The organism is Rhodoferax fermentans (genome assembly GCF_002017865.1).
Classification (GTDB): Bacteria; Pseudomonadota; Gammaproteobacteria; order Burkholderiales; family Burkholderiaceae_C; genus Rhodoferax; species Rhodoferax fermentans.
The window spans coordinates 2,732,454-2,749,413 of the sequence record NZ_MTJN01000002.1 but is presented as its reverse complement, the minus strand read 5'-3'; the positions used below and the strand labels follow the sequence as shown (position 1 = coordinate 2,749,413).

The following is a 16,960-nucleotide window of genomic DNA, read 5'->3' as shown; positions in this document are numbered from 1 at the left end:
TTTGTCAGCCGGTTGCGCGGTGTTGGCGAGTGTTCACGACAAACATGACAAGGCCACAGAGCTTTGACTGGCGCCAACTGACAAAAACAACAAACCCACAGGCCCAAAGTGCCTGCCAGGCGCCCATTTGGCGTGGCACCGAAATTGCGGACGGGGGCTGTCACCCTTTTTTTGGAGCAGCCCATGTCAGAGTCCCGCCAAGCCAAGCCCGCCACCCGCTCGGCCCAGCCTGTGTACCTGGACTACGCGGCCACCACCCCGGTGGATCGGCGTGTGGCGGCCAAGATGGTGCCTTACCTGACCGAAATTTATGGCAACCCGGCCAGCCGTTCCCACGCCTATGGCTGGGCGGCCGACGAGGCGGTGGAGCTGGCACGCGAACAGGTGTGTGCGCTGATCAATGCCGACCCGCGCGAAATCGCCTGGACCTCGGGCGCCACCGAATCGAACAACCTGGCGATCAAGGGCGCGGCCCATTTCCACAAAAGCAAAGGCAAACACCTGGTCACCGTGGCCACCGAGCACAAGGCGGTGCTCGACAGCATGCGCGAGCTGGAGCGTGAAGGTTTTGAGGTGACGGTGCTGCCGGTGTTGCCCAGCGGCCTGTTGGACCACGCGGTGTTCGAAGCGGCGCTGCGCCCCGATACGGTGCTGGCTTCCGTGATGTATGTCAATAACGAGACCGGTGTGATCCAGGATGTGGCCGCTCTTGGTGCAATCTGCCGCGCCAAAGGTGTGCTGTTCCATGTGGATGCGGCGCAGGCCGCAGGCAAAGTGCCGATTGATCTGGCGCAGCAGCCCATCGACCTGATGTCGCTCTCTGCCCACAAGATCTATGGCCCCAAGGGCATTGGTGCGCTGTATGTGCGGCGCAAACCGCGAGTGCGGATCGACGCCCAGATGCATGGCGGTGGTCACGAACGCGGCCTGCGCTCAGGCACCCTGCCCACGCACCAGATTGTGGGCATGGGCGAGGCCTTCTGGCTGGCGCGCGAGACCATGGCAGCTGACAACGCCCGCATCAAAACCCTGCGCGACCGCCTGTGGGCCGGTTGCCAGAAGCTGGATGCGGTGGCCCTCAACGGCGACGAGACCCAGCGTGCGGTGCAGTACCTCAATGTGAGCTTCAACTATGTTGAAGGTGAATCCCTGCTGATGGGCATCAAGGGGGTGGCGGTGTCGTCCGGCTCGGCCTGCACCTCGGCCAGCCTGGAGCCCAGTTATGTGTTGCGCGCCATGGGGCGCAGTGACGAGCTGGCGCACAGCTCGGTGCGGTTCTCGATTGGCCGTTTCACCACCGAGCAAGACATCGACTACGCCCTTGAGCAGGTGACCCAGGTGGTGACCCGGCTGCGCGCCATGAGCCCGCTGTGGGACATGGTGCAAGCGGGTGTGGACCTCAACTCTATCCAATGGGCTGCGCACTGACCCCCCTCAACTGATAACCGGAGAACACACATGGCCTACAGCGACAAGGTGGTGGACCACTACGAAAACCCGCGCAACGTTGGCTCGTTTGCTGCGGACGACGAGAACGTGGGCACCGGCATGGTGGGTGCGCCCGCCTGTGGTGATGTGATGCGCCTGCAGATCCGGGTCAACGCCCAAGGCGTGATCGAAGACGCCAAGTTCAAGACCTACGGCTGCGGCTCGGCGATTGCGTCAAGCTCGCTGGTGACCGAATGGGTGCGTGGGCGCACGCTGGACGAGGCACTGGCCATCAAGAACTCGGACATCTCCGAAGAGCTGGCGCTCCCCCCCGTCAAGATCCACTGCTCGATCCTGGCCGAAGACGCGATCAAAGCGGCGGTGGCGGACTTCCGCGCGCGCCACCCGGAGGGTGCGGCCACCCTGGTGTCGGAGCAGGTCGCGTGTGCTTCGAGCACCCGCTGACCCCTTGCCCACTTTAACTTTTGTAGCAAAGGACTCACCATGCAAGCGGCCTTACTCAATAAAAGCCCCGTGTCTGTGGGCGACATGCCCAGCCTGCTCGAATTCACGCCCGCAGCGGCGGCGAAGGTGGCAGAACTGGTTCTGGAAGAGGGCAACCCCGATCTGAAGTTGCGGCTGTACGTCACAGGTGGCGGCTGCTCGGGCTTTTCCTACGGGTTTGCTTTTGACGACACCGTGGCCGCAGACGACACCCAAACCGTCACCGAAGGGGTAACGCTGGTGGTGGACGCGATGAGCCTGCAGTATGTGATGGGTGCGCGGGTCGACTTTGAGGAGGGCCTGGAAGGCTCACGTTTCATCATCCACAACCCGAACGCCCAGACCACCTGTGGCTGCGGCAGTTCGTTCTCAGTCTGAGAGGTTTGCCATGAGTGTGTCCCTCACCCCCGCAGCGGCCAGGCATGTGCAGAAGTCGCTGTCCAAGCGAGGCAGTGGTTTGGGTCTGCGCCTGGCCGTCAAAACCAGTGGCTGCAACGGTTTTGCCTACGGGCTGGAGTTTGTCGACGCCACCAACCCCGAAGACGCCTGTTTTGAACAACACGGTGTGAAGGTCATTGTGGACCCGCGCAGCCTGAGCATGCTCGACGGCACCGAACTCGATTTTGTGCGCGAAGGCCTCAACGAAGGCTTCAAGTTCAACAACCCCAACGCCAAGGCCAATTGCGGATGCGGCGAGAGTTTCACGGTATGAGGCTCCCCCCCGTTGCTTGCTCACTGCGTGTAGCCGCCTGAGAAATATTTATGGCTTTGTTGCAAATTGCCGAACCCGGTCAAAGCGCCGCACCACACCAGCACCGGCTGGCGGCGGGCATTGATCTGGGCACCACCAACTCACTGATTGCCACGGTGCAAAGTGCCCAGGCGCGGGCGCTGCCGGATGAAGACGGGGCGCTGCTGCTGCCCTCGGTGGTGCGTTATCTGCCGGGCAACGGCATTGTGGTCGGGCGTGAGGCGCAGGAAGCCCAAGCCGACGACCCCGAGAACACGATTGTGTCGGTCAAACGTTTCATGGGCCGCAGCCTGGCCGACGTGACCCAGGCAGCGGGCTTGCCCTACCGTTTTACCGACGGGCCAGGCATGGTGGGTATCCACACCGTGAGTGGTGAACGCTCGCCAGTGCAGGTGTCGGCAGAGATCTTGACGGCCTTGCGGGAACGCGCCGAAGTGTCCTTGGGCGGGCCGCTGGCCGGGGTGGTAATCACCGTGCCAGCTTACTTTGACGACGCACAGCGCCAGGGCACCAAAGACGCGGCCAAGCTGGCCGGGCTGAATGTGCTGCGCCTGCTCAACGAACCCACGGCAGCGGCCATTGCCTACGGGCTGGACAAAGCGGCCGAGGGCACCTTTGCGGTGTACGACCTGGGTGGCGGCACCTTTGACATCTCGATCCTGCACCTGAGCAAAGGTGTGTTTGAGGTGCTGGCCACTGGCGGTGATTCGGCGCTGGGGGGCGACGACTTTGACCACGCCATTGCCGAGTGGTTTTGCACCCAGCATGGCATTGCCGGTCTGGCCGCTTTACCACCTGGCGCGCAGCGTGGCCTGCTGGCCGCCTCGCGCCAAGCCAAAGAAACCTTGTCAAACCACGAGTCAGCGGCCTTGTCGCTGACCAGCGCCGATGGCAGCACCCAACAGGCGATCCTGTCGCGTGCCCAGTTTGCCGAACTGGGCGAGCCGCTGATCAAGCGCACCATGGCCGCCACCCGACGCGCGCTACGCGACGCCAAGCTCGGCATCGAGGCCATCAGCGGTGTGGTGCTGGTGGGCGGCTCCACCCGCATGCCGATGGTGCGCGCGACGGTGAGTGAGTTCTTCGGGCGCGAGCCTCTGGTGGACATCGACCCCGACCAGGTGGTGGCGATTGGTGCCGCGCTGCAAGCCAATGTGCTGGTGGGCAATGGCAGTGGTGAGGACTGGCTGCTGCTCGATGTGTGCCCGCTGTCCCTGGGGCTGGAGACCATGGGCGGCTTGGTCGAGAAAATCATCCCGCGCAACTCCACGCTTCCGGTGGCGCGGGCGCAAGAGTTCACCACCTTCAAAGACGGCCAGACCGCGATGTCATTACACGTGGTGCAGGGTGAACGTGAGTCCGTGTCGCACTGCCGCTCGCTGGCACGCTTTGAGTTGCGCGGTATTCCGCCAGCGGTGGCGGGCTCGGTGCACATCCGCGTGACCTTTCAGATTGATGCCGACGGATTGCTGTCGGTGACGGCGCGTGAACGCATCAGCGGCATTGAGGCCCACATCGAGGTCAAACCCACCTACGGCCTGGCCGACACCCAGATTTCGGCCATGCTGCAGGACGCCATCAGCGCCAGCCAGGAAGACATGCAACTGCGCTCGCTGCGCGAGGCGCAGGTGGATGCCCGGCGCCTGCTCGACGCCACCGAAGCCGCACTGCACGCGGACGCCGCGCTGCTGTCGGCAGCGGAGATCCAGACCATCCAACTGGCCATGTACCGGGTGGCGGAGATGCTGGAGACCGAAGCACCTCAGGTCGACCTGCGCCGCGCCACCACCGCGCTGAGTTCGGCCACCGACGAGTTTGCCGCCCGGCGCATGAACGCGTCGATCAGTCAGGCACTGGCCGGGCAGACCATGGACAGCCTGGCCTGAACACCCCTCATACGTTTCACCACACGCAGTACACCATCTGCCCCACACATGCCCATCGTTCACCTGCTGCCCCACCCCGAACTGTGCCCGCAGGGGCTGGACATCGAGATCAAACCCGGCAAGTCGCTGTGCGAAGGCTTGCTCAAGGCCGGTGTGCACATTGAACACGCCTGCGAGATGGTGGCCGCCTGTTCCACCTGCCATGTGTATGTGCGCAAAGGTGCAGATTCGCTGGCCGAGGCCAGTGACAACGAAAACGACCAACTCGACAACGCCTGGGGCCTGGAGGCGAAGTCGCGCCTGTCCTGTTGTATCAGGCTGGGCGAAAGCGACATCACCATCGAGCTGCCCAAACACACCCGCAACCATGCGCGGGAGCATTGAGGTCTTTGCACCGCAGCTGCCCATCTGAGGGCAACCTCAGCCCACCCCTCAGGCCGCTTCACCCTCCAACTCAAGCGCAGCCACCAAACCCAGCCGGTTCACCCCGCTGAGCAGCGCTTTGACCGAGGCGGTGACGATGTTGGTGTCCATGCCCACGCCATACCGCTCCGTGCCACCGGCGCCGGATACCAGTTCCAGAAAAGCGCAAGCCTGAGCGTCCCCGGCGTGGGCACTGGCGCGGGTGGAGCGCTCTTCGTAGCTGCGCACCTGCACCTCGATGCCAGCGCCCTGGAGCGCATGCACTGCCGCGTCGATGGGGCCATTGCCCTCACCGGTGAGCAACATGGGCTGGCCATTCACCTCCACCCCGATGCGAATGCCTTGCACACGGTTTTTGCTGCCCGGTGTGACATGGTCAAACAGGTGGTGTTCCACGTAATGCATCGACGCACTGGGGGCATCCAGATAGGTGCTCTCGAACAGTTTCCAGATGTCTTGCGCCGTCATCTCACCGCCGTGGGTATCGGTGTAGTTTTGCACCTCTCCAGAGAACTCCACCTGCAAGCGACGCGGCATCACCACACCAAATTCGGCCTCCATCAGATACGCCACGCCGCCCTTGCCACTCTGGCTGTTGACACGGATCACCGAGTCGTAACTGCGGCCCACATCGGCCGGGTCAATCGGCATGTAGGGCACATTCCACAAGGCGTCCGGCCCGGCAGCCTGCTGGGCGGCAAAACCTTTTTTGATGGCGTCCTGGTGCGAGCCACTGAAGGCGGTGAACACCAGGTCACCCACATACGGGTGGCGTGGGTGGATCGGCAGCTGGTTGCAATGCTCCACGGTGCGGGCCACGGCGTTGATGTCAGAGAAATCCAAGCCAGGGGAAATACCCTGGGTGTACATGTTCAAAGCCAGGGTGACGATGTCCACATTGCCGGTGCGTTCCCCATTGCCAAACAAACAGCCTTCGACCCGGTCGCCTCCGGCCATCAGGCCCAGCTCGGCAGCGGCCACACCGGTGCCACGGTCGTTGTGCGGGTGCAGGCTGATGAGCACGCTGTCACGGCGTGCCAGGTGGGTGTGCATCCATTCGATCTGGTCGGCGTACACGTTGGGGGTGGCCGCCTCGACGGTGGCAGGCAAGTTCAGAATGACCTTGTTGTCGGGTGTCGCGCCCCACTCGGCGGTGACGGCGTCACACACCTCGCAGGCAAAGTCCAGCTCGGTGCTGCTGAACACCTCGGGGCTGTACTGCAAGACCCATTCGGTCTGCGGCTGCTGCGCACACAAGTCCTTGATGAGCCGCACCGAAGACACCGCCAGCGCCTTGATCTCATCCCGGCTCATGCCAAACACAATCTCACGAAACGCCGGCGCGGTGGCGTTGTAGACATGCACGATGGCACGGCGAGCGCCCTTGAGGGACTCAATCGTTCGCCGGATCAGGTGTTCCCGCGACTGGGTCAACACCTCGATGGTCACGTCGTCGGGAATGTGGCCACCCTCGATCAGGGTGCGCACAAAGTCAAAGTCGGTTTGAGAAGCGCTCGGGAAAGCCACCTCAATCTCCTTGAACCCGACCTGGCACAGGGTGCGGAACATGCGCATCTTGCGCTCGGCATTCATCGGCTCAAACAGCGATTGGTTGCCGTCCCGCAGGTCCGAACTCATCCAGATGGGCGCATGGGTGATGCTGCGCGAGGGCCATTGGCGGTTGGGCAAATCAATGGTGGGAAAGGCGCGGTATTTGGTGGCGGGGTTGGACAACATGGAGCAAGTTCCTCTGGAAACGATAACGGACAGTGATGCTTATCGTAGGCTTGAAGCCGGGGTGAATGATTGCGTATTTGTCGATAAATCAACCAATTAAGGCACTTTATTGCTGATTTTCATTTTTTCCAGCAATTTATTTCCATCAACCCGCCATTTGAGCAAAGAATGCCTGAAGCAGAGCCTCGCAACGCCGCCACATCCAAACCAGAGGCAAAAATGACCTCTAGCCCTTATCAAATAAGGACCAAAAGCTCTCTAAAAAATAGCAATCGACACAACACACTTTCACAGCGCGCCACTCGCCACCGACAGCGCCGCCTTGCTCACCACCTGGCGCAGCACAAAGCTGGAGTGCACACCGGTCACACCCTCGATGCGGGTGATCTTGTTGAGCAGCAAGGCCTGGTAATGGTCCATGTCGCGCACCGCCACCTTGAGCTGGTAGTCGGCCGACTGGCCGGTGATCAGCAGGCACTCCAGCACCTCGGGCAGCAGGCTCACCGTGGCCTCGAAGTTGGCAAAACGCTCGGGCGTGTGCTGGTCCATCGAGATATGGATCAACGCCATCAATGACAGGCCGAGCTTTTTGGCGTCGAGCTGGGCGTGGTAACCGGTGATCAGGCCCGACTCCTCCAGCGCCCGCACCCGACGCAGGCAGGGCGACGGCGACAGGCCAATGCGGTCGGCCAGGTCCTGGTTGTTGATGCGGCCATCGGCCTGCAGGATGTCGAGGATTTGCTGGTCATAACGGTCAATCTTCATGTTTCTGCCAATGTTGGATTTGATTGAGGCATGTTATGCCAAATTCAACGCAACTCAAGGCAACAACGCAATCTTCTGCCCCGGCCTGCGGCCTACACTGAAGGCATCTGTCATCCACAGCACCCAGCAAGCTGGTCACGAGCCAGTGTTGCGCAGTTGGGCCTCACAAGGGCCTGTCTTGCAAGTCACACTCCCCCGGGCATCACCCTTGCCTGCGGGGCACGGCCTTTGAATCATCAAGATGGCTTTGGCGGCACGCACAAGCCACAGCCCAATCGCCCTGCAGCCCTCACCCACATTACACCCTCAGCTATCACAAATAGAGTGAATTCTTGTCGCTGCCCGGCAGACGGTTTAAGATGAGGCGACCCTCCCCCAACCCCTGCATCTGCCTCATTGCCATGTTTGACATCCAGAACTACACCAGCTTTGTGCTTGCCGTGCTTGTCTTTCAGTTGGTTCCCGGTGCGGGCACCATCGCCATCTTGAATGCCACCGCGCGCCACGGTGTCGCGGTGGGTTTGGCCGCCGTACTGGGAACGCTGCTGGGTGACTTCATCATGATGTTCGCCGCCGTGGCCGGACTGGCCGCCACCATGCAGGCCAATCCGATGCTGTTCCAGGCCTTGCAATGGTTTGGCGCGGGATACCTGTGCTGGATGGGCTGGCAACTGCTGCGCACGCCGGTCAATACCGCGCACGCATCCCAGACAGAACAAAGCTCGCCGCGGGTCTACTTTCGGCAAGCTTTGACCGTCAGCCTGACCAACCCGAAAGTGATCCTGTTTTTTGTCGCCTTTTTTCCGCTGTTCATCCAGCCACATGCCTCGGCGCTGACACTGGCGGTGATGATGGCCCATGTCACTGTGCTCAGCCTGCTGTACCAGGCCGGGCTGGTTCTGGTCGGCAACGTGGTGGCCGCCCGCCTGAAAGCCCTGCCCTCGGCACGCAAGATAGCGACCCGGCTGGCCGGTTTGGCACTGATTGGGTTTGGGCTCAAGCTGGCGGCCAATAACCGGTAAGAGCGGGCGCTTTGAGTGCCCCCAATTCCCCGTAGCTGCGGCCTACCCCAACGACAACCGGAAAGCCAGCTTGGACCCAGACGGCGACGACCTGTTCACGCAGCAAGACGGCACGGCGTATGGATGTGAGATTTCAGGTGTTTGTGGACAAAATCTGCCTCTAGCCCATATAAATCAAGGGCAGGTAGCTATCAATAGAGAAGTTTTTTGACAGCTTGGTGTGCGTGACACCGGGCGAGCGGGTTGTTTGGGGGAAGATTTGGATTCAAGACAGTGAATCAGTTTCCCGGCTTTTGAGATAGGCATCGAGCCAAAACGGATTTCGGTTGGCTCATACTCTTTGCCTGATGGCAGACATTCCGGGCATTGACGTCAAAGTGCCCCCCCTGATTTTGCTGAAATCGTGCGATGCCAATTTAGGCAGCGATACGATGGGAGTAAAGCGCGCAACCGCATAACCTGACGACGGCTTTCATCAGGCTCCCGCTAACGATGCACCCAGATCGTCCAGCAACGTCATCAACTCTGCCTCGTAGTGAATGACGTGCTTGGAGTCCCTTTCATCCTGGATGTTGTTACTCTTCAGCCGATCCCCAAACAACATCACAACCTCACACGTGTTGTCTCGCACGGACATCCAGTGCAAGCCCTGCGCCTTTGGCATCGTCTTCCAGATGTGCAACGCCCATTCTCGGGTGCGTGGGTAATCAGGCTTTTCCGTGCCAAAAATTTCAGCCACAGTCAGACCTGCAGCACGCAAGCCCAGAGTGGTCAAGTTAACGAGGCTCAAATCCGTGAGCGAAATCCGCGAGAGGTGGTGATTGCCCGATTTATCCTTCTCCCAGTCGTGCTGATAGTTCGTAGATGGCGTTGGCACATCGTGCAGAAGGATTTCGGCAATGGCCCCGCGTACTGTCTTGGCGGCATAGATGGTCGGGATGACTTTGCCGGTGCTATCGACCAAAGGGCTAAAGCGTGCATTTCCGCGTTTTGTGTCATTGAATTGGGTTGGCCCGTACAAGCCCGTACTTGCGTCGTATTTGTGGACTCGATACCAAATGCCAGCAGGAACTAAGTGTTCTCGAAAGGAGTTTTTCGGAGGTGGGTACGGCAGTGGAGCCATGCTCGCCATAGAGGTGCTGACGGGCTTAGCACTAGCCATGCAAAGCACCCTCCACGTGCGCCTTTGCCAACTCGATGACGCTTTTTGGCTCATTGCTGAGCAGTTCCCTCGGGCGCTTGCCGCCTGCTGCGGAGCTGGTCGATTCAAACCAGGATGCAACGCGAATCGGTGTGTATCCCTCAAAACTCTTGAGCACTTCCGCTACCTCTGGGATCGGGTTACCCAAAGCATCAAAAATGTAGTTGGGGTAGTACTTCACGCCAGCACGCTCAATCGAAAAGATCTTCCCAGCCTGTTGCCACCGTGAGACCAGCGAATGCTTGTTTTCGGCGAGCGGAGCTGCACGTTCCCCCACTTCTTTGGCCTTGAGCCATTCCGTACCAGAGAGAACAGCTTCAACGCCCCTTCGCCTCAGTTTGTCTTTGACCTGATCCAGGCCTCGAATTGGGGTCTCTTCTATCAAGGCTTTTGTCGCCCGGCGATCATCCACAGCTGGCCTCTGAAGAACGTCCAAACGTCTGCCGAGTACCTCCATGTCTTTCTTCAGCTTTGTAAGCATGTGGGCATCGATCTTGTTTCTGGCCTTCAATCTAGCCTTATCCAAAGGCGACAGCAGTGACATCCGCGCTGGCACTTTAATCTCATCGCCTACCTTCGCATAGCGTGCCCTCGGATATCCTTTCGCAATCTGTGAGTAGAGAGCCGTGTTCTCTACGCGAGTGCGTTCAGTCGGTACAAACGAACCATCTGCCGATCTGGCGCTTGATCCTTTTAAGTTAGCCATGACTGCTCCATGAAAACGGGGTTGACGGTGCGAGAAAAGAGATCATACTACATGCTCCTTATTGTCGCACCGTGTCACTAAAACCTTTCCGTAGTTTCCTGGGGACTTCTTGGGCGACGCGGCCTTGTTCAAAACCGCCAACCTGCCCAAAACACCCAAATAGGCTAGCGAAACAATCGGCCACCCTCGCCGAAAACCGTTCCGCAGTCTCGCAAAAGAACACGATGTTTGCCTCGTGTTGAGTCATGCAATCAATCTCTAGAAATCGATCCAGGGAGGACAGGGCGACTCCAAAAGTTTAGGGTCATCCAAAGCCCAAGGCCCACGATTAGCAAGCACAGTTCCCCACCATGGCCGACTCAACACTCACAACAACTCCGTCACGATCTGCCCCAGCCGCGTCAGTGCCCGCTCCACCTCCCTGTCCACCGTCCAGCCGCAGCTGATGCGCAGAAAGGCGTCAAAGCGCAGCGAGTTCGAGAACATCAGGCCGGGGCTAACCAGAATCTGTTCTTTCAAGGCCGCATCACACACCCGTTTGCTCGACAGTTGCTGCGGCAGCTCCACCCACAGCGACAAGCCACCCTCGGGCAGCGTCAGGCGGGTGCCGGGTGGGAAAAAGCTGGCAATGGTTTTGGCCGAGATTTGTTAACGTTTTCAACCCCCAGCCCTTTTTGTGTCTGGGCAAGAAGCTATGAACTAGGTAGCACCTATCACGGCAGCCTTGGGCAACAGCTTTTCTGGCAAACTGCCGCTTCAGCCCCCAAGATCCCCCATGAAGCCGACACCTCACACACCCACGCAACCACCTGACGGTTTACCCACCTATCGCTTGCTCACCGGCCCCGATGACGCGACGTTTTGCCGCCGCGTCAGTGAGGCGCTGGCGCTCGGTTACCAGCTTTATGGTTCACCTGCAGCCACCTTCAATGGCGAGAAGGTGATCGTGGCGCAAGCCATCATCTGGCCCAGCGTGCAGCAGGCCTTGTCACAACATTGAAGCGTCGTCCTCATGCCTTTCCCACTCGAAGAACGCAGAGCCTTGTTGGCCGTGAAAGGGGTTGGCCCCACGGTGGTCGCCCGGCTGGAGCAAATGGGCTTTGAATCATTGGCGCATCTGGCCAAAGCCAACGCGCTGGATATCGTTTCAACAGCCGCCGACATCGTTGGCTCCACCTGCTGGAAAAACAGCCCGCAGGCGCGGGCTGCGATACAGGCGGCCATCGCCCTGGCACAGTCACGCCAAGGCTGACGTTGCGAATAATCACATACACATCACCGATGGTTCACAACCATCCTTCTTTTTAAGCATCTCAACATGAAGAATATTTGCGTTTATTGCGGCTCCAACCCCGGGCGACTTGAGGCCTATGCAGACGGTGCGCGGGCACTGGCCAAGGCCTTGGTAGACCGCGACCTGGGTCTGGTCTACGGCGGTGCCAGCGTGGGCATCATGGGGCTGATCGCCAACTCGGTGCTGCAGTTGGGCGGGCGCGCCGTGGGCGTGATTCCCGAAGCCCTCAAGCGCAAGGAGATCGAGCACACCGGGCTGACCGAGTTACATGTCACCCGCTCCATGCACGAGCGCAAAACCCTGATGGCCGACCTGTCCGACGGTTTCATTGCGCTGCCGGGCGGCATCGGCACGCTGGAAGAAATTTTCGAGGTCTGGACCTGGGCGCAACTGGGCTTTCATGCCAAACCCTGCGGCCTGCTCAATGTGGCGGGGTATTACGACGGTCTGACGACGTTTCTGGACCACACGGTGGCCGAGCAGTTCGTCCGGCCAGGACACCGCAGCACCTTGATGGTTGAACCCACACCCGACGCGCTGCTGGACCGTTTTGCCAGCTACCAGGCGCCCACCGTCCAGAAGTGGGTGGAGAAGGGTCAGACCTGATCGCATCTGTTGGGCTGAGGTCCAGTTTTCGAATGAAATCACCTTCTAGCCCTTGTTTATCAAGGGCTAGTCACTATGGAAGTCGCAGCAATCCGGCGCCCATCCTCCGCCGGACCACGGCGTGTTGCTGCGCAGCCACGCTCTGTGCGAAACACCACAATTCCGACAAGCACCGTCGGCCAGCTGGCCTGAAAGTGCCACCCAGAACCGACAAACGGGCCCGCCAATCGGGCTAAATAGCTGAAAAAGGGCGCAAAAGCAGATGGCATAAGCCTTGCAAAGAGGTAGGCAAAGGAAGCGACACCATGCCTCTGAACCCCATCATCAACGACACCACCCTGCGCGACGGCGAACAAACCGCCGGTGTCGCGTTCACGGTGGCCGAGAAGTGTGCGATTGCCACCGCGCTCTCAGCAGCGGGTGTGCCCGAGATGGAGGTTGGCATACCCGCCATGGGTGAGGAAGAGATCGCCTGCATCAACGCCATCGCGGCCCTCCAGTTACCCGCGCGGCTGATGGTCTGGGGCCGCCTGACCGAGGCCGATCTGGCCAACGCCCTGCGTTGTGATGCGGAGATCATCCATCTGTCGATTCCCGTGTCAGACATTCACCTGCAGCACAAGCTGAACCAGTCACGCGACTGGGCGCTTGAACAAGTCACGCGGGTGATCAGCCAGGCGGTGGCCAGTGGCCGCACGGTGTCGCTGGGTGCCGAAGATGCCTCACGTGCTGACCCGCAATTTCTGTCGCTGGTGGCACGCCGGGCGCAGGCCTGTGGTGCCAGCCGCATCCGGTTTGCCGACACGCTGGGGGTGCTCGACCCGTTCACCACCCATGACGCCATCGCCCGCCTGCGCGACGCGGTCGACATCGAGATCGAAATCCACGCCCACAACGACCTGGGCCTGGCCACCGCCAACACCCTGGCCGCGCTGCGCGCTGGCGCCACCCATGCCAACACCACCGTCAACGGCCTGGGTGAACGTGCTGGCAACGCGGCGCTTGAAGAGGTGGTGATGGGGGTGCGCCACCTGCACCACGCTTGCACCGGCGTTGACACACAAGCGCTGGTGACCATCTCGCGCCTGGTGGCACGCGCCTCGGGTCGCCAGGTGGCGTTCAACAAAAGCATTGTGGGTGAGGCCGTATTCACCCACGAGTCCGGCATCCACATCGACGGTCTGCTCAAGAACGCCTCGACCTACGAGAGTTTTGACCCGTCGGAGCTAGGTCGCCAGCGCCGCACCGTGCTGGGCAAACACTCGGGCTCCCAGGCTGTGCGCCAGGCTTATGCCCAGATGGGGGTGGTGCTGGACGACGACGCCCTGACCGCCCGCCTGCTCGGGCGCATCCGCGACCATGCCATGCGTGTCAAGCAGGAAGCCACAGCGGACGAGTTGCGTGGCTTTTTGTTGGAGTCTTTGGCACGGCCGACACCACTGGCTTTTGCCCGGGCCGCATGAGCCACCACATGAATAACCCACAGCCACACCGGAGGACGTCCCATGGAAACCTTTCTTCAACAGCTCAAAGCCCTCTCCTCGGCCGAGGACTTCCTGCATTACTTCGGGGTGCCGTTTGAGCAGCGTGTGGTCAACGTCAGCCGCCTGCACATCCTCAAACGTTTCTTCCAGTACATCCGCCAAGAGAACCTGCTGGCCGAGAGCAACGAAGTGGGCTTGTACACCGCGTACCGCGAACAGCTGGTCAAGGCCTACAACGACTTTGTCAAGTCCACCCCGGCACAGGAAAAGGTGTTCAAGGTGTTCCAGGACGTCAACGGCCGCCAGCATGTGTCGCTGGACAGCCTCAAGTCATCGCTGCCGCGCCACGCCCTGGCCTGAAGCGCACCACCCCGACCAGCCCCAAGGAGTCACCGTGTCCCACCGCCCTTCACACCCTGTCACGGCTGCCAGTCAGGCTGTTGCTGCGCCCCGTCAGGGTCTGCTGACCCGGCGCCGCCTGATGCTGATGGCTGCGGCTGTGCCGCTGGTGGCCTGGCGCGTTCAACAAAACGCCCATGCTGCCCCGCTGCAATGGCAAGGGTTGGCCATGGGTGCGCCCGCCTCGGTGATCCTTCACCATGGGGGCGACACAACACGTGCCCAGGCGGCCTTGACAGCCACGCTGGCCGAGGTGAACCGGCTGGAGGCCATGTTCAGCCTGTTTCGTGCTGACTCGCTGATCTCCGAGCTCAACCGCAGCGGTCGGCTCAAGGATGCGCCACCCGAATTTGTCTCGCTGCTGGGCACCGCGCTGGCCATGGCGGCGGCCTCCAAGGGCGTGTTTGACCCCAGCATCCAGCCGCTGTGGCGCCTGTACTTTGAGCATTTTGTGACCGGCGCCAACACCGCGCCACCGGCCGCAAACCAGGTGGCGCAGGCCCGAGCCCTGGTGGGCTGGCAGGGTGTGCAGATAACAGGCTCCCAGGTTCGGCTGGCCCGACCCGGCATGGCGCTGTCACTCAACGGGGTGGCGCAAGGCTTCATCACCGACCGCTGCAGCACGGTGTTACGCAGCCACGGCTTCAGCCACATGCTGGTCGACATGGGTGAGCCCCGCGCGGTGGCGCCCAAACCCGATGGTTCGGCCTGGCAAATTGGTTTGGCTGACCCGCGTGAACCCAACCGGGCCATCCACACCCTGTCGGTGCTGGACCAGGCGGTGGCCACCTCCGGTGGTTATGGCACCCGGCTGGACGACGCTGGCCTCTACACCCACCTGATCAATGCGCGCACCGGTCGCACCGCCCCCGCTTATGAAAGTGTCACGGTGGTGGCGCCCACAGCCACGCAAGGTGACGCCTTGTCCACCGCGCTGGCGCTGATTCCCAGCACCGATGTGTCAGCGCGGCTGGCCCTGTTGCGCACCCAACCGGGTTGCCGTGCCATTTGCATCAACCACGCTGGCCAGGTCAGCGAGCTGTCATGAACACGCCCACCCCACCCGATGAAGCCTTGATCAAGGGCCTGGCCCGCGTGGTCGGTATCGACGGTGACCAGGTCTGGCTGGCCACCGAGGCGCCAGCAGCCTGTGGCAGCTGCGCCACCCAAAGTGCCTGTGGCAGTGGCAAGGCCAAACGCGGCGCCAGTTGGTGTGTACCACGCGACCTGGGGCCAGGCCAGCCCCTGCTGGCCTTGGGTGACCAGGTGTTGGTGGGGGTGGACCGCCGTGCGCTGACACGCGCCTCTCTGACCGCTTATGCCTTGCCGCTGCTGACGATGCTGGTCGCCGCCAGTGCCCTGCAAACGGCAGGTGACACGGTGGCGGTGGTCGCGGCGCTGGCAGGTTTGTTGCTGGGTGTGGCTGCGGCACGGGTGCTGGCGCGGCGTTGGCGTGAGGCGCTGGTGCCGGTGGTGCTGGGGCGCGCCAGCAGTACATCGGGTTCCTCATGCCCATCGTCCGGCGCGCAGTCCCTGCGCCGGGTGGCCATTCCCGTGGTTGAGCAGCGAGGTCTGTGATGCACGACTTTTTGCTTGTGCTGCTGAGCACTGCCATTGTCAACAACGTGGTGTTGGCCAAGTTTTTGGGCCTGTGCCCGTTCATGGGCACGTCCTCGCGCATCGACACCGCCATCGGCATGGGCCTGGCCACCACCTTTGTGCTGACCTTGTCGACCGGTTTTGTCTGGGTGGCCGAGGCGATGCTGCTGGCGCCGCTGGACCTGTCCTTCCTGCGCACGATGACCTTCATCCTGGTGATTGCGGCGGTGGTGCAGTTCACCGAGATGGTGATCCGGCGCATCTCGCCGCCGCTGTACGAGGCGCTGGGTGTCTACCTGCCGCTGATCACCACCAACTGCGCGGTGCTGGGTATTGCGCTGCTGACGATCCAGGCCGGTCACGGTTTTGTCGCCAGCCTGCTGCGCGGCTTTGGTGCGGCCTCGGGTTTTGGTCTGGTGCTGGTGATTTTTGCCGGGCTGCGTGAACGCCTGGCCCTGGCCTCGGTGCCCAAGGCCTTTGAGGGGGCGCCGATTGGTTTCATCACCGCCGGGGTCTTGTCGCTGGCGTTCATGGGTTTTGCCGGACTGGGAGGCCACTGATGGACGCGACCGCACTCAGCCATGCCGCGCAGGCGGTGGGCGCCATCGGTGTGCTGGGCACGGTTCTGGGCGTGATTCTGGGCGTGGCCTCACGTTATTTGTCAACACCGGTGGATGACCGCGCCGAGGCGGTGGCCGCGCTGCTGCCAGGCTCCAACTGTGCCCAATGTGGTTTTGCCGGGTGCAAACAGGCCGCCGCTGCCATGGTGGACGGCCGCGCCGCCCCCAGTGCCTGCCCACCCGGTGGCGCCTCCACCGCACAACGTGTGGCGGACCTGCTGGGTGTGCGACTGGTGATGGATGGCTCAGAAGAGGCCTTGCCCACGGTGGCGTGGGTGGAAGAAGCGCGTTGTATTGGGTGCACCCGCTGCATCCGCAAGTGTGGCTCGGACGCGATTGTGGGGGCCGCCAAACAGATGCACACGGTGCTGCCCGAGGCCTGCTACGCCTGCGGCCTGTGTGTGGCCGAGTGCCCGACCCAAGCGATTGTGATGAAACCGGTGCTGCCAACACTGGCTACCTGGCATTGGCCCAAACCCAAGCCCAAAGCGGCTGTGGCCACCCCTTTGACAACCGAATAACGAGGACGTTTCAG

Annotated in this window: 21 protein-coding genes; 16 read left to right on the top strand and 5 right to left on the bottom strand. The window is 61.5% G+C overall.

What is annotated here, in order from left to right; genetic code table 11:
* The first annotated feature begins 183 nt into the window (after positions 1 to 183).
* The 6 genes from RF819_RS12865 to fdx are packed head-to-tail and all read left to right on the top strand — an operon-like array spanning position 184 to position 4,953.
* Positions 184 to 1,428: an IscS subfamily cysteine desulfurase gene (locus RF819_RS12865; protein ID WP_078365359.1), complete on the top strand. Its 1,245-nt coding sequence runs from the start codon at positions 184 to 186 to the stop codon at positions 1,426 to 1,428.
* 30 nt (positions 1,429 to 1,458) lie between these two features.
* Positions 1,459 to 1,893: a Fe-S cluster assembly scaffold IscU gene (gene iscU / locus RF819_RS12860; protein WP_078365358.1), complete on the top strand. Its 435-nt coding sequence runs from the start codon at positions 1,459 to 1,461 to the stop codon at positions 1,891 to 1,893.
* A gap of 39 nt (positions 1,894 to 1,932) precedes the next feature.
* Positions 1,933 to 2,310, top strand: coding sequence for an iron-sulfur cluster insertion protein ErpA (gene erpA / locus RF819_RS12855; protein WP_078365357.1), 378 nt, complete (start codon positions 1,933 to 1,935; stop codon positions 2,308 to 2,310).
* 10 nt (positions 2,311 to 2,320) lie between these two features.
* Complete coding sequence (gene iscA / locus RF819_RS12850) at positions 2,321 to 2,644, top strand: iron-sulfur cluster assembly protein IscA (protein WP_078365356.1); 324 nt, start codon at positions 2,321 to 2,323, stop codon at positions 2,642 to 2,644.
* 50 nt (positions 2,645 to 2,694) lie between these two features.
* Entirely contained in the window at positions 2,695 to 4,569 is a 1,875-nt protein-coding gene (gene hscA / locus RF819_RS12845; RefSeq protein WP_078365355.1) for a Fe-S protein assembly chaperone HscA, read from the top strand.
* A gap of 48 nt (positions 4,570 to 4,617) precedes the next feature.
* Positions 4,618 to 4,953, top strand: a complete 336-nt coding sequence (gene fdx, locus RF819_RS12840) for an ISC system 2Fe-2S type ferredoxin (RefSeq protein WP_078365354.1) — start codon at positions 4,618 to 4,620, stop codon at positions 4,951 to 4,953.
* A gap of 48 nt (positions 4,954 to 5,001) precedes the next feature.
* Here the strand turns inward: fdx and leuA are convergent, their stop codons facing one another.
* On the bottom strand, positions 5,002 to 6,729 hold the full coding sequence (gene leuA, locus RF819_RS12835) for a 2-isopropylmalate synthase (protein ID WP_078365353.1): 1,728 nt from the start codon (positions 6,727 to 6,729) through the stop codon (positions 5,002 to 5,004).
* 288 nt (positions 6,730 to 7,017) lie between these two features.
* Positions 7,018 to 7,494, bottom strand: coding sequence for an Lrp/AsnC family transcriptional regulator (locus RF819_RS12830; RefSeq protein WP_078365352.1), 477 nt, complete (start codon positions 7,492 to 7,494; stop codon positions 7,018 to 7,020).
* Positions 7,495 to 7,895: 401 nt separating this feature from the next.
* On the opposite strand from RF819_RS12830, the gene RF819_RS12825 reads away from it, so the two are divergent.
* On the top strand, positions 7,896 to 8,516 hold the full coding sequence (locus tag RF819_RS12825) for a LysE family transporter (RefSeq protein ID WP_078365351.1): 621 nt from the start codon (positions 7,896 to 7,898) through the stop codon (positions 8,514 to 8,516).
* Positions 8,517 to 8,991: 475 nt separating this feature from the next.
* Here the strand turns inward: RF819_RS12825 and RF819_RS12820 are convergent, their stop codons facing one another.
* The 3 genes from RF819_RS12820 to RF819_RS12810 form a co-directional block, all read right to left on the bottom strand.
* Complete coding sequence (locus tag RF819_RS12820; RefSeq protein WP_158081281.1) at positions 8,992 to 9,639, bottom strand: RES family NAD+ phosphorylase; 648 nt, start codon at positions 9,637 to 9,639, stop codon at positions 8,992 to 8,994.
* A 31-nt stretch (positions 9,640 to 9,670) separates the two neighbouring features.
* A complete protein-coding gene (locus RF819_RS12815; RefSeq protein WP_078365349.1) occupies positions 9,671 to 10,423 on the bottom strand; it encodes a hypothetical protein in 753 nt (250 codons plus the stop codon).
* A gap of 366 nt (positions 10,424 to 10,789) precedes the next feature.
* Positions 10,790 to 11,002: a hypothetical protein gene (locus RF819_RS12810; RefSeq protein ID WP_078365348.1), complete on the bottom strand. Its 213-nt coding sequence runs from the start codon at positions 11,000 to 11,002 to the stop codon at positions 10,790 to 10,792.
* Positions 11,003 to 11,198: 196 nt separating this feature from the next.
* Between RF819_RS12810 and RF819_RS12805 the strand changes: the two genes are divergently transcribed.
* The 9 genes from RF819_RS12805 (at position 11,199) to RF819_RS12765 (ending at position 16,946) form a co-directional block, all read left to right on the top strand.
* Complete coding sequence (locus RF819_RS12805; protein WP_078365347.1) at positions 11,199 to 11,423, top strand: DUF1737 domain-containing protein; 225 nt, start codon at positions 11,199 to 11,201, stop codon at positions 11,421 to 11,423.
* A 12-nt stretch (positions 11,424 to 11,435) separates the two neighbouring features.
* Positions 11,436 to 11,675 (top strand): Pathogenicity locus, encoded by a 240-nt coding sequence (locus tag RF819_RS12800; RefSeq protein ID WP_078365346.1) that lies wholly within the window; start codon positions 11,436 to 11,438, stop codon positions 11,673 to 11,675.
* 66 nt (positions 11,676 to 11,741) lie between these two features.
* Entirely contained in the window at positions 11,742 to 12,323 is a 582-nt protein-coding gene (locus RF819_RS12795) for an LOG family protein (RefSeq protein ID WP_078365345.1), read from the top strand.
* A 305-nt stretch (positions 12,324 to 12,628) separates the two neighbouring features.
* Positions 12,629 to 13,786 (top strand): homocitrate synthase, encoded by a 1,158-nt coding sequence (nifV, locus tag RF819_RS12790; RefSeq protein WP_078365344.1) that lies wholly within the window; start codon positions 12,629 to 12,631, stop codon positions 13,784 to 13,786.
* A gap of 42 nt (positions 13,787 to 13,828) precedes the next feature.
* Positions 13,829 to 14,167: a nitrogenase stabilizing/protective protein NifW gene (gene nifW, locus RF819_RS12785; protein ID WP_078365343.1), complete on the top strand. Its 339-nt coding sequence runs from the start codon at positions 13,829 to 13,831 to the stop codon at positions 14,165 to 14,167.
* Between the two features lie 34 nt (positions 14,168 to 14,201).
* Positions 14,202 to 15,254 carry an FAD:protein FMN transferase gene (locus tag RF819_RS12780; RefSeq protein ID WP_200224091.1) on the top strand — a complete coding sequence of 351 codons (1,053 nt, stop codon included), beginning with the start codon at positions 14,202 to 14,204 and terminating at the stop codon, positions 15,252 to 15,254.
* Positions 15,251 to 15,784 (top strand): SoxR reducing system RseC family protein, encoded by a 534-nt coding sequence (locus RF819_RS12775; RefSeq protein WP_078365341.1) that lies wholly within the window; start codon positions 15,251 to 15,253, stop codon positions 15,782 to 15,784. Before RF819_RS12780 ends, RF819_RS12775 begins: the two co-directional genes overlap by 4 nt.
* The gene (rsxA, locus tag RF819_RS12770; RefSeq protein ID WP_078365340.1) at positions 15,784 to 16,365 is read left to right on the top strand and encodes an electron transport complex subunit RsxA; all 582 of its coding nucleotides are present in this window, start codon (positions 15,784 to 15,786) and stop codon (positions 16,363 to 16,365) included. Before RF819_RS12775 ends, rsxA begins: the two co-directional genes overlap by 1 nt.
* On the top strand, positions 16,365 to 16,946 hold the full coding sequence (locus RF819_RS12765) for an RnfABCDGE type electron transport complex subunit B (RefSeq protein WP_078365339.1): 582 nt from the start codon (positions 16,365 to 16,367) through the stop codon (positions 16,944 to 16,946). The genes rsxA and RF819_RS12765 overlap by 1 nt, the downstream gene beginning before the upstream one ends.
* Positions 16,947 to 16,960: the final 14 nt, after the last annotated feature.